Below are 10,821 nucleotides of genomic sequence, written 5' to 3'. Positions count from 1 at the left end.
TGCACCTTACTTGCTCTCCATTTTTGGACACCATACCTAATTTACCACTATTTGAGCCTTAACTGAACCGTATTGGTTTATGGCGACGATTCTCGGTATCGGCTGGCATCCCATTTAGATATGTTCGAGAATCTCAGTCCAGACGGCACTCTAACCCCGGAGCAACGGCAAGCTGTTGATAGTTTCGCGATCGGCTACCAGTATCAAGCCGAGGCTGAGCCAGACTCCGAGATGGACTTCCCTGAGTGCCAATATGTATTGCTGGGTCTTGATTTTGGAACGGCGATCAAACTCGGAGACAGTTGGAGACGTGGGGAGTTTTTGCCAGATGTGGGACACGAGGCAGTCGATCGACTAAGTTACCGACTCAACCAAATGACAAACCGACGGGACGCTCTGCAAAAGTAACCCGCCGGCCTGTAAATCCTCCCCTAGCACGAGCTGGGGGATTTTCGTACTAAACCGTACTAGGAGAATTTTATCATGATGCAAGTTTTCAGAGTGGCCCAAACCCCCGGCGCTGCAAAAGTAAAGCGGCAATTCAATTACGAATCTGGCCCGTTGACACCAGAGATTGTTAATGCGGCGGGCAAAGAAGCCAAGATTTTAGAGCTACAGAAGCAGCTACGCACCGCCCTAAACCGCCACGATGCCAAGATTCGGGCTAACACAGTTGAGATTGAGAGGTTAACTCTAGAGGCACAAGAGAACGGCCTCACCGACACTTTCCAGATTGACAAGTACGTAAAAAAAGCAATTGTTGCTAGCGCAAAGTACGACCAAAATGTCGTCAATCTGCAACAGCAATTGCAGCACGAATTGGGATTAATCAAAGTCGAGGGGGCTAGCAGCCAAACCCTGCAAAATGTTGATTTTCGGCAGCGCTTGCTGTTGATAAAAGCGAACCATCAGGCAAAAGGACAGATACAGCAAAACGGCTTCCAGCAATCCTTAAAAGCTATTCAAGCTAGTCCCCAGCAGGCGATCGCCATGCAAGCAAAGCGGGCGAATTTTAACGCTTACATCAACGCCAAAGACTTTGACCCCATACCTGCCACAGCAGGCAATTCCGGCGGTGGTAATAGTCCGATCGCGAACACTGGCAAAGGCTTCCTAGGGGGCTTGGTTGACTTCTTCACTGGCAAGAAATAGCAAACACTCGCAGCGGGTCAATAGGGCCCGCTATTTTTTTATGTACTCAGAATTTGATGCTTCAGAATTCGATTATTTAAACACCGACAACTTTTCACAACCCGAAAACCAAACAGTCGCAAAAACCCCTGAAATTACCAATATTGAACGCTTCTGGACATTAACCGGAAACTGGGGAGAATTCGGCTCATACTTCGGCGCTGGTTTGTCTGCATCGCTGATTGTGCGGGCAATTCCGGCTTTAATCCCATCGGCTGTAATCTTTTTCCCCGCCGTATCTCTAGCGGTAGGCATCTACAGCTTGGGGGCTGAAGGTATCGGCAAAACTAGAGCGCATTTAATCCTATTAGCTGTCGCCGTGGCGCTGATTTCTGCCAATTGGGATGCCTGGACAGCGTGGGTAGTTTTCAATAGTCAGTTATTGATTTTTAGCTTGGTTTTAACCGTGGTTACTGTCTGTTTTGTCGGTGTACAAATTTGGAGCAAGTTGAGTGATGCTGGAAAATAAGAATCAAGCAATTGTATCAGGTTTATTAGCTGTTAGTATTACGGGTTTTGTTGGTGCTACGGCGCTGCAATTTAACGATCGGATTGAATACAGAATCGGCAACAGAATCGAGTCAAACCCGGCGTGGTTAGTTCCTCCAAAGGCAGAATTTAAAGGCTTAGAGCGTGGGTATGGGGGCATCAAAATCACCCTTGCTCTACTCGCTACCGGGGCAAGCATAGCAATGATGCTCCTAGCCCGCAAAGAAGGGGAATTAGAGCCGATGCGACAAAGGATTAAGGCTTATAAAAAGAAAGCCCAAGAATTCAATCATGCCGCCGAATCCGCCTATCAAATGGCAGGAACTCAGATGCGCTACCAGAAGTTAGCAGAGGCAGATGAGCGAGCATTTGAAGACGAACTCGAAACTACCTACTGTCAGTCGCTCGGCATCAGCCCTCACGAACAGCAAGCATTACTTACAGGCACAGCCACGCTCGAATCAATCAGCAACCCCGGCGACAAAGTTGAAGCGGCGACATCGGCGGCGATCGAACCGGAACAGCCAGAAAAAACAGACGGGCCCAAGATACCCAAGCTCATCTGGTATCCGTCAGTTCTCGTCTATGGTGCTCCCGGTTCTGGCAAAACTTTCTTTTCTGAGCAAGAAGTCGGCAAGCGTCTGGCTGCGGGTCATCGGGTTGTGGTGCTTGACCCACACGCCGCCTACGGTGCTTGGCAAGGATGCGAAGTTATTGGCGGCGGGATGGATTATCCAGCTATTGATGCAAAGCTTGCCTGGTTTTCCGATGAAGTAGCCAAGCGGTACAAGATTGTTCAAACCACGCCTAACCCCAAATTTCAGCCCTTAACATTTGTCTGCGATGAGTTCACTCGATGGGGCGGAAAATGCCCTAACTCAACAGACTTTTTCGAGCAATTAGTAACAGATATTCGCAAGGTTGAGATGTTCGGGTTAATCATCAGCCACACACGAACTTTAGCAGGATTAGCCAATGCTAAAGGGTTCGCATCTTTGCGGGATGAAGCCTTATTAGAGGTGGAAATTTTGGGTGATAAAGACGAAGAAACAGGCAGAGCTACACCACGATTTGAAGCAAGGGTTAAGTTACCGGGTCAAAGTTTGTCCGATCGCACCTTGGTCAAATTAACCAAACATTCACAGCCACAAACACCGCCAACAAATAACGCAAACAACCCAATAGAATCTACCAAAGACTACCTTGACCGCGTTTTCAAAATGGAGTTCGACTTGGGCAAGTCCGAGCCGGAGTCTGAAACCGTTTCAGACGGCTCTCAATCCATGAAACAACCAGACAGCAACGGCTTTAGCGATTCTGACGTTGTTTATTTCACGGCTTTGAAACTTGAAAGAGCAAGGGCGATCGAGCTAATCCTGAAGCTGAAAAATGAAATGAAACACACCCAAACAGAAATTATCTGGATGCTGTGGAATGCCCGACCGGGAAAAACTAAAGCTTACGAAACTGCTGTTAACGAGTACAAAGAACTGCTGGCAGAAGGGGAAGAAAACAATGCTTAATACCTTCTTAACCTCAGTGCATCCGCGCTGGGCTTCCGGCTTCTTCCTCACCCACAATCCCAAGACAATCGAACTCAGAAAAGGAAGTTTTGGAGCTTGCCTAAAACCGGGCGATAGGATTGCCATTTATGCCACCTTGCCCACTGCTGAAGTATTGGGAATTGTCCAAGTGGTGAAGCGCCAATCACTACCTATCGATCGACTGTGGCGGGCATCGGAGCAAGGGCAACTGGCAAAAGTATCGCGGGCTCAATTTGATGCTTACTATGCGAATCAGCAATCAGGTGTTGGTGTTTGGATTGGTGCCGCCGAACTCTTTCCCAGTTCGATCGCCCTTCCCAAACTTCGGCAGAACTGGGGACATCACTGGCAGCCCCCGCAGCAGATTATGCAACTAACCGACGAACAGATTGCATTCATCAAAGGAGGAGCAAATGGAGCTTAGAAGGATGGAAAAATTAGCAGCCCTGGAACACCGAATTGACACCGCTACCGAAAAGCTGGCAATAAAAATCAAGATTGAGTTGATGGATGTATCGGGGGAAATTGAAAGAATTAAACTTCATTTACAAGAAATCGAATCCAAGAAAGAAAAAGGAGGGGCTAACTAATGGAAAGCGACCAACTGCCAGAGGGATATTACAATTGCGCTGATTGTGGCAGAGAAACCCCGCACGAATATTTGCAGAATATCCCGGCAATTTTCTACGAAACTTGCGATGGGGAAGAACTCAAACGGCTGGAGGAAGAAACACCATTTTTGCTCACTTGCATGGTTTGCCCTTTCGACTCGCTGAACATCGCCCGCTGAACATCGAAAACCTAACCGAGCGCTACGCTGTTATCAACCATTTAGCAAAACAAACAAACAACTAACCGGAGAGGAAACAATGACACACCCCCGCAGAAAAATGGCAGATATGCAATTAACAGGAACTCAGCTAGAAATTGGTTACACTTTGGCAGTTTTGACCTTTCGTGGCTGTTTATGGGAAACAGATAAAATTTATCATCCGTTGGGCGATGGTAAGTTCGTTTACACCCTCACAAACGTGACAGCTCCCACAGCGATATTGCCTACTCACATATAACTACACAACCGAGCGCTACCTTGTCACAGATGAACCGAGCCGGACTGTGTTGTCGGTGATTTGGTTGAAACAAACAGACATTAGCTCGAATAAAAAAGAAGCCTCCGGGAATCTCCGGGGGCTTCTTTTTTGGAATGTGTCGCCGCTGCAACTAAACGACAAGCTTATTGTACCGATCGCCCAAACTCCAGAGCCGCTACACTGTGAGTAATTGGGGAACACCCGTTGCCAATTACCGATTATCGATTACCCTTCATTTTGAATCCCTGACCTTGTGCCGGGGTTTTTTGTTTTTGGGCGATCGGGCGATCGAACTTTCCCAACTTCGGCAGAGTTTTGAGCAGCGCTGGCAGCCTCCGCAACAAATTCAGGGCTTGGTTGATGAAGAAATATTGCTTTTTATTTCTAACCTCACAATGTAGTTACAACTGAGTGCTACGTTTAGTCACAACCAGACGCTACATTATCAGGGGTGATTTGACGGTCTGGGGTTTACATCTACTAATGACTAGGACAAAAATCATGGGTGCTATCAAAACTATCTTTTTCTACAGAGACTTTCTCTGTCAAATTCGCTGTAAAGATGAATGGGTAATCTTTTGCACCACTCACTTTTACGGTTATGTAGGCAGAGCCGATGCCGGTCTTGCTTACACAGCCGCAAAAGAAAAAGTGGATCGTGTTCTAAAACTGCGGTACGCGAAAGCCAATCGCCAAAACTCCTGAAGCCGTTTATAGTGTTGGTAATTGGGGCAAAGACTCATTGCCAATTACCAATTGCAAATTACCCATCGTGTAAAAAAAGCTCCCTTGACATTTTCGGTCGGGGAGCTTTTTGTTTTTAGGTGCGATCGACAAACAAAAAAACCCGGCATTAACCCAATACGGTTCAGTTAATGTTTTTTTGTCATTGCGAGCGAATAACGAAGCAATCGCAGTATCTGTTTTTCACAGAGTTTTGTCTCCATGAGTGTCTTATCTGAACCGTATTGGGCATTAACCGGGTATCAATTCCTAACGTCTCTGGGATGTGTCGTCTCAGGACTCCTTGATCATCGCAGAGGCGATCGCTTCTAAAGTCTCCTCAATGTCTTTTAGAGTCCAAACTTTTTGTGATTTTGGTTTCTTGCGCTTGCCTTCCTTTCGGTCTTGCTCCTCTTGCTTCTCTTGATTTTTCCGAATTTCTTGAAGGATTGCGGCCGCGTCGGGTAAGTCTTTACTGGCAGTGACTCTTTTCTGTTGGGAGACAGTCGATCGCACTTCACCTTGATCGGCATCTACGGCTCTCAATTGCAATTCTGTGAGAGCCTCCACCTTGTCCCAATACTTCGCCTCAATATCTTTACGATCACTGCGCTCTACCTCTAATTGTTCCTTCAAGCTTTGTACTTTAATCCACAAGTCCCCGACCCGCTCATGAAACTTCAACAGTTCTCGGTCTTGCTCTTTTAGTTGTCGCGTCGTTGATCCCAATTCTTTTTTCTTAGCCTCTAATTCCAGCCTGAGCGATTCGTCTGGGGTGCGATCGGTCAGGCTGCGGACTCCCCCAGCAATTCAGCCCTTAGTTCTGCTTTTGCCTGTTCTGTCTTACGCTCAACAATCTCTGTAATACGTTCTTCTAGTTCACTGTCTGACAAAACGTTAGACGTAACTCGTCTTACGTTAGACGGTTGTTGACTATTTTCTGCGGGTGCCGGTAGGACGATCGAGCCATCAGATAGCGCCTTGATGCCGGCCCGCATAATGTCAATCAAAGTCTTGGAGCGATCGTACCCGTGTCCGTGTTTAGTATCCGCCGCCGGATAACGCTCTTTTCCTAGATTGTCGATCGCCTCCAACACTTCATCGGGACAGCGAAAAGTTAATGATGTTGACGCCATTGCCTTACCTCAGTCATATATGTATGACGCCATTGTATAACAGTCGTCGCCCTTTGTATGACATATAAGCAGAATCTGTTATACGGTTGCTTGTCATACACACGGCTTATGTCTAACAAATTAGTCTTACAACCGCTTGACGAGTGTCTAACAAATTGCTAGTATGTAAAACATAAGGGTAAAACACCTCAAACAAACCCAAATACGGCAAGCACTACAGCCACATCACACCATACAGGACACCACAATGACTACTTTATTAACTGCCAAATTCGCCCAAGTTGACGCTTCAATCCTTGATATCCAAACTCAAATCGCTTCCCTCCAAGCCAAACTCACGGCACTCCAAGACTACCGCCAGCAGTTGCAATCAGTCGAGCAAGCGTGTGAATCGGCATTGAGTCAAGTAGACACGGCGCTGATCATGCTGCACCACGTAGACGCATCACAGGTCGGGACTTTCAAAGACGCGATCGACATCAAATTCGCCCCTAGTGCGATCGGCATCCTTGAGCCAGCCACCACTACGCCAGCCGAAGCGATCGAGCCGGAGCCGACTGCACCCACAGCGCCGGAAGCACCAGTCGCGCCAGATACTGACTCAGTGATTGATGTCGAAGCCACCACGGATATACCTACCGCCGACGAGCCGATCGAGCCAACAGCTAAAGCCACACCCCCGGACATCGAGGGAATGCTCAACAAAATGACTATCCAGTCTATCCGCAAGTTAGCAGCAGCCAAAGGAGCCGACGGAAAAGGGACGCGGGCAAGCATCGCTGCGAGATTAAAGAAAATCGTCACAGAGTCCGATATCTGGGATGCCACCGCCTAACCCAGATTTACAACTCAGGCAAGCGTAAGACCACAACCTCACCCGGTCTTACACTTGCCTTAAATCAGTCTTACGTATGTCTAACAAATTGTCTTACGACTATTGACACGTGTCTAACAATTTGCCATAATGTAAGACATGAAGGTAAGACAAGCTTACCCAAAAACAAACCACCGCCCAAAGTTTACGAGGCCTAGAGCGGTGGATTAGCCCAAAGAAGGACTTGATATGAAATTAGCACAAACGACTGCCGCCACGACAACGATCGACCGCCCCACATCCCCCACCGCGCTGACTTGCTCAGTCTGCCCCTTCGCTCGGCTAATCGAAGACCACCGCTACGTCTGCCAAGTGTCGGAGACTGCCGCCGATGTTGTCAGGGGTCACTGGGAAGCGCGGACATCCTGCTACGAAGCTATCGAAGCAGCAGCCGAACAAACTCCTGAACCTGTGGCTGTTGAAGTTGAAGCGCCGATCGCCCAAACAGAAGCAACTGCAACACTCGCACCCGTAGCTACCGCACCAACTGCCACCGGGGAAAACGAAGAACTTCCGAACCGAGGCGATAATGGGCGAGGCCGGCTGCAACCTATGCCAGTTAAGAAAGTTTCGACTGTTCCAACTCTCGGTAAGAACAGTGATGAACCGATCGCAACCAAAAAACTAATGCTGACATTGGTTGCGGTCAAGCGGATAACGTCTGATGTGGCGGCTTCCAACTTCGATCGCAACGAACTAGAAATAGCAGGCGAGTTGAGTTTGGCGCTGGGCGGTTTTGTTATTCCCCCGGTGGTGGTGCGAGACAGTCACGGGTACAAGATTATCAGCGGGCATTTTCAGTATCACGCGGCAGTTCTGGCCCGACAGTTGAATCCACGCGCCGGGGAAACGATACCCGCGATCATACTCGAATCCGAAAATCAAGCGACAGCCTCAGCCATGCTCAAGATGCTGAAGTTCGCCGCCTAAACTTCGATCACGCCCCATCTCCTAAAAATCGGGATGGGGCCCCTTTTTATCCTAGTGTTCGCGTAAACCACCATTATCAAGAACGCAATCATGAACAAAACCGACTTTTCCATCGTCCGCCTCGAAGCTTCCCTTGATGCCAAAATTGAAAGATATTTCGATACTGTAGACACTGACCCCGACGTGCTCAAACAATTACTCGCCGACAAGCGCTCCGAAAATACCCGCCGTGCCTATGAGCGCGATGTCAACGACTTTTTAATTACTATGACGGGGATGCCTGCCGTGCCTGATAACGTTTTGGAATTTTTGCACCTGGAAGAGCGTCAGGCTGTGTCGGTGGTGTTGAAGTACAAAGCTAAGCTGATCGACAAGGGACTTAAGGAAGCGACTGTTAATCGGCGGCTGGCAGCTATCAAGTCGTTGGTGGAGATGGGCCGCAAACTGGGCGCGTGTCATTATGCTTTGGGCGACATCAAGGGGGAGAAAGTTTCCAGCTACCGGGATACGACGGGGGTTGACCGACCAACTTTTGAGCGGATTTTGCAGCAGTGCGATCGGGCAACTCTGGCCGGGAAGCGTGATTATGCTTTGTTGCGCTTGCTGTGGGGTAATGCTTTGCGACGAAACGAAATCAGCCAGTTAAATGTTCGCGACTTTGACCCGGCCGGTAAGACTTTGCGGATTTTTGGCAAGGGACGCGGGACGCAAGCTGAGATGATCGACTTGGGGTCGGCGACGGTTCAGGCGATCGCTGACTGGCTCGAAGCTAGGGGCGGCAATTCCTCTCAAGATGCTCCCCTGTTTACGGCGCTTGATTTTGCGAATACGGGCCATCGGCTGACGGGCGACGGCTTGAGACGAATCATTGTCCGTCACTGTGAAAGTGCTGGCATTACCAAGCAAATGTCACCCCACCGCATCAGGCACAGCGCAATCACGGCGGCACTGGACGCAACAGACGGGGATGTGCGAAAGGTTCAAAAACTCAGCAGACACAAGAATTTAAACACGCTCATGGTATACGACGACAACCGAGGGCGCGACCAAAGAGACGTTACTGATTTACTTGATGGGATGTTCTAGTAGTTGTTAGACCCAACAAAAAATCCCCAAGTAGCTGAAGCTTGGGGATATCCGGTTTGTTTCTTTCTTCATCACCTTGTAGCAATTTCAGGTAATGCACTTTCCCAGCCTAGGACTCGAAACGGTTACGGCTAGGTCAGCATACAGAAATTTCTGATTGACTTTCTAGCTTTTAGAAGTGGGGTGCCATTTCCAGGCAACGGTGTATCAAACGTCTTGGCAATCAAAGCAGCCCCAACAATGTAGCTTTTGAGACATAGGTAAGAATGTTGGGGCAAGGGTAAGACAAAATGTGAGAGATTTAAGCCGACACAGCAAAGATAACTATAAAAGTTACTAATAAAGCTGTATGGTTGAGTCTGTAATTTACCAGACACATCTATGTCTTTGCTGGATAGGGCAAATTTTAGAAGAGATCGAATTATTGTTAAGGCTGAGATACTTCAGGGTAGTCAAAGATGCTAACGGCTTAATGTCACTGATTTTATTGTCCTCAAGGTTGAGCTTAATTAGGTTAGCCAAAGATTGTAGGGGTTTGATGTCGTTGATTTGATTGTTCTCAAGGTTGAGCTCAGTCAGGCTAGTCAAGGATGCTAGCAGTTTGATGTCACTGATTTTATTGTCCTCAAGGTTAAGCTCAGTCAGGTTAGTCACGGATGCTAACGGCTTAATGTCACTGATTTTATTGTCCTCAAGGTCGAGCCGAGTCAGGCTAGTCAAGGATGCTAGCGGTTTGATGTTCCCGATCTGATTGCTGTTGAGGTTGAGCCGAGTCAGGTTAGTTAAGGATTGTAGCGGTTTGATGTCCCCGATTTGATTGCCATCAAGGTCGAGCCAAATCAGGCTAGTCAAGGATGCTAGCGGTTTGATGTCGCTGATTTGATTGTTAGTGAGGTTAAGTCCAGTCAGGTTAGTCAAGGATGCTAGCGGTTTGATGTCCCCGATCTGATTGCCATCGAGGTGGAGCCAAGCCAGGCTAGTCAAGGATGCTAACGGCTTAATGTCACTGATTTTATTGTCCTCAAGGGAGAGCGCAGTCAGGTTAGTCAAGGATGCTAGCGGTTTGATGTTCCCGATCTGATTGCTGTTGAGGTCGAGCCGAGTCAGGTTAGTTAAGGATTGTAGCGGTTTGATGTTCCCGATCTGATTGCTGTTGAGATTGAGTTCAGTCAGGTTAGTCAAGGATGCTAGCGGTTTGATGTCGCTGATTTGATTTTCGCTGAAAGAAAGCCCAGTCAGGTTAGTCAAGGATGCTAGCGGTTTAATGTCCTTGATTTGATTTTTGTAGAGGGAGAGCGAAGTCAGGTTAGTCAAGGATGCTAGCGGTTTGATGTCCTTGATTTGATTTGTGTCGAGGGTGAGTTCCGTGAGACTCGAAAGTTGTCGATCGGCTGCCTCGCACTCAGTAGTTCCCGCTTTCTCCAACAGCACCTCAACAGTATGTTTAGTTTCAGGACTCAAAGAAGCCTTTTCGCGACACCAATCAGCAAATGTCCTTCCACTATCGCCCCGTTGGTTCTGAACAACCCATGAGGAAAGTTCATTTCCACTATTTTGCGACTGACTCGATACTACCAACAGGAAAACCAGGATTAATAAAATCATAGGGACGAACCTCTCTAGATTTTTATATATTTCCCCATCTAGGACTTGAAAATGCAGAGGGTATGTCAGGAAATGGCAGAAATATTTGCCTGCAGTAAAAGCTTAGTTCAAAAACTTGTCAAGCAACAAAAAATCGACGGGAATTTACAGCC

At 47.9% G+C, this 10,821-nt stretch carries 16 protein-coding genes; 13 read left to right on the top strand and 3 right to left on the bottom strand.

The genetic code is table 11. From position 1 onward, the window contains the following. Positions 1-72 precede the first annotated feature (72 nt). The 10 genes from QUA47_RS28715 to QUA47_RS28670 all read left to right on the top strand — a co-directional run bounded on the left by QUA47_RS28715 (position 73) and on the right by QUA47_RS28670 (position 5,020). On the top strand, positions 73-408 hold the full coding sequence (locus QUA47_RS28715; RefSeq protein WP_333433288.1) for a hypothetical protein: 336 nt from the start codon (positions 73-75) through the stop codon (positions 406-408). Between the two features lie 75 nt (positions 409-483). After that, positions 484-1,152, top strand: coding sequence for a hypothetical protein (locus tag QUA47_RS28710; protein WP_333433287.1), 669 nt, complete (start codon positions 484-486; stop codon positions 1,150-1,152). A 40-nt stretch (positions 1,153-1,192) separates the two neighbouring features. Continuing rightward, on the top strand, positions 1,193-1,660 hold the full coding sequence (locus tag QUA47_RS28705) for a hypothetical protein (protein ID WP_333433286.1): 468 nt from the start codon (positions 1,193-1,195) through the stop codon (positions 1,658-1,660). Then, positions 1,647-3,203 (top strand): type IV secretory system conjugative DNA transfer family protein, encoded by a 1,557-nt coding sequence (locus QUA47_RS28700; protein ID WP_333433285.1) that lies wholly within the window; start codon positions 1,647-1,649, stop codon positions 3,201-3,203. Before QUA47_RS28705 ends, QUA47_RS28700 begins: the two co-directional genes overlap by 14 nt. After that, positions 3,196-3,648, top strand: coding sequence for a hypothetical protein (locus QUA47_RS28695; protein WP_333433284.1), 453 nt, complete (start codon positions 3,196-3,198; stop codon positions 3,646-3,648). The genes QUA47_RS28700 and QUA47_RS28695 overlap by 8 nt, the downstream gene beginning before the upstream one ends. A 4-nt stretch (positions 3,649-3,652) precedes the next feature. Next, positions 3,653-3,814 carry a hypothetical protein gene (locus tag QUA47_RS28690; protein ID WP_333433283.1) on the top strand — a complete coding sequence of 54 codons (162 nt, stop codon included), beginning with the start codon at positions 3,653-3,655 and terminating at the stop codon, positions 3,812-3,814. After that, a complete protein-coding gene (locus QUA47_RS28685) occupies positions 3,814-4,014 on the top strand; it encodes a hypothetical protein (protein ID WP_333433282.1) in 201 nt (66 codons plus the stop codon). Before QUA47_RS28690 ends, QUA47_RS28685 begins: the two co-directional genes overlap by 1 nt. 79 nt (positions 4,015-4,093) lie before the next feature. After that, a complete protein-coding gene (locus tag QUA47_RS28680; RefSeq protein ID WP_333433281.1) occupies positions 4,094-4,294 on the top strand; it encodes a hypothetical protein in 201 nt (66 codons plus the stop codon). A gap of 203 nt (positions 4,295-4,497) precedes the next feature. Then, positions 4,498-4,716: a hypothetical protein gene (locus tag QUA47_RS28675; protein WP_333433280.1), complete on the top strand. Its 219-nt coding sequence runs from the start codon at positions 4,498-4,500 to the stop codon at positions 4,714-4,716. An 82-nt stretch (positions 4,717-4,798) separates the two neighbouring features. Continuing rightward, positions 4,799-5,020, top strand: a complete 222-nt coding sequence (locus tag QUA47_RS28670; RefSeq protein WP_333433279.1) for a hypothetical protein — start codon at positions 4,799-4,801, stop codon at positions 5,018-5,020. Positions 5,021-5,332: 312 nt separating this feature from the next. Here QUA47_RS28670 and QUA47_RS28665 read toward each other — a convergent pair whose 3' ends face one another. Next, a complete protein-coding gene (locus QUA47_RS28665; RefSeq protein ID WP_333433278.1) occupies positions 5,333-5,767 on the bottom strand; it encodes a hypothetical protein in 435 nt (144 codons plus the stop codon). A gap of 56 nt (positions 5,768-5,823) precedes the next feature. After that, positions 5,824-6,174 carry a hypothetical protein gene (locus QUA47_RS28660; RefSeq protein WP_333433277.1) on the bottom strand — a complete coding sequence of 117 codons (351 nt, stop codon included), beginning with the start codon at positions 6,172-6,174 and terminating at the stop codon, positions 5,824-5,826. 247 nt (positions 6,175-6,421) lie between these two features. On the opposite strand from QUA47_RS28660, the gene QUA47_RS28655 reads away from it, so the two are divergent. From QUA47_RS28655 to QUA47_RS28645, 3 genes are all read left to right on the top strand, one after another. Then, positions 6,422-7,009 (top strand): hypothetical protein, encoded by a 588-nt coding sequence (locus tag QUA47_RS28655; RefSeq protein WP_333433276.1) that lies wholly within the window; start codon positions 6,422-6,424, stop codon positions 7,007-7,009. A 228-nt stretch (positions 7,010-7,237) separates the two neighbouring features. Beyond that, positions 7,238-7,978, top strand: a complete 741-nt coding sequence (locus QUA47_RS28650; protein WP_333433275.1) for a hypothetical protein — start codon at positions 7,238-7,240, stop codon at positions 7,976-7,978. A gap of 90 nt (positions 7,979-8,068) precedes the next feature. Beyond that, the gene (locus QUA47_RS28645) at positions 8,069-9,064 is read left to right on the top strand and encodes a tyrosine-type recombinase/integrase (RefSeq protein ID WP_333433274.1); all 996 of its coding nucleotides are present in this window, start codon (positions 8,069-8,071) and stop codon (positions 9,062-9,064) included. A 366-nt stretch (positions 9,065-9,430) separates the two neighbouring features. Here the strand turns inward: QUA47_RS28645 and QUA47_RS28640 are convergent, their stop codons facing one another. Next, a complete protein-coding gene (locus tag QUA47_RS28640) occupies positions 9,431-10,669 on the bottom strand; it encodes a leucine-rich repeat domain-containing protein (protein WP_333433273.1) in 1,239 nt (412 codons plus the stop codon). Positions 10,670-10,821: the final 152 nt, after the last annotated feature.

The sequence above is a fragment of the Microcoleus sp. MON2_D5 genome, assembly GCF_036701905.1.
Taxonomy (GTDB): Bacteria; Cyanobacteriota; Cyanobacteriia; order Cyanobacteriales; family Microcoleaceae; genus Microcoleus.
Note: the sequence above shows the minus strand (reverse complement) of the source record. Positions and strands in the feature narration are given on the sequence as shown.

Excerpts from the sequence above, each read along its gene's own strand:
- QUA47_RS28710 (WP_333433287.1), top strand. The coding sequence starts at position 484 with ATGATGCAAGTTTTCAGAGTGGCCCAAACCCCCGGCGCTGCAAAAGTA.
- QUA47_RS28705 (WP_333433286.1), top strand. The coding sequence starts at position 1,193 with ATGTACTCAGAATTTGATGCTTCAGAATTCGATTATTTAAACACCGAC.
- QUA47_RS28700 (WP_333433285.1), top strand. The coding sequence starts at position 1,647 with ATGCTGGAAAATAAGAATCAAGCAATTGTATCAGGTTTATTAGCTGTT.
- QUA47_RS28695 (WP_333433284.1), top strand. The coding sequence starts at position 3,196 with ATGCTTAATACCTTCTTAACCTCAGTGCATCCGCGCTGGGCTTCCGGC.
- QUA47_RS28690 (WP_333433283.1), top strand. The coding sequence starts at position 3,653 with ATGGAAAAATTAGCAGCCCTGGAACACCGAATTGACACCGCTACCGAA.
- QUA47_RS28685 (WP_333433282.1), top strand. The coding sequence starts at position 3,814 with ATGGAAAGCGACCAACTGCCAGAGGGATATTACAATTGCGCTGATTGT.
- QUA47_RS28680 (WP_333433281.1), top strand. The coding sequence starts at position 4,094 with ATGACACACCCCCGCAGAAAAATGGCAGATATGCAATTAACAGGAACT.
- QUA47_RS28670 (WP_333433279.1), top strand. The coding sequence starts at position 4,799 with ATGACTAGGACAAAAATCATGGGTGCTATCAAAACTATCTTTTTCTAC.
- QUA47_RS28660 (WP_333433277.1), bottom strand. The coding sequence starts at position 6,174 with ATGGCGTCAACATCATTAACTTTTCGCTGTCCCGATGAAGTGTTGGAG.
- QUA47_RS28655 (WP_333433276.1), top strand. The coding sequence starts at position 6,422 with ATGACTACTTTATTAACTGCCAAATTCGCCCAAGTTGACGCTTCAATC.
- QUA47_RS28650 (WP_333433275.1), top strand. The coding sequence starts at position 7,238 with ATGAAATTAGCACAAACGACTGCCGCCACGACAACGATCGACCGCCCC.
- QUA47_RS28645 (WP_333433274.1), top strand. The coding sequence starts at position 8,069 with ATGAACAAAACCGACTTTTCCATCGTCCGCCTCGAAGCTTCCCTTGAT.
- QUA47_RS28640 (WP_333433273.1), bottom strand. The coding sequence starts at position 10,669 with ATGATTTTATTAATCCTGGTTTTCCTGTTGGTAGTATCGAGTCAGTCG.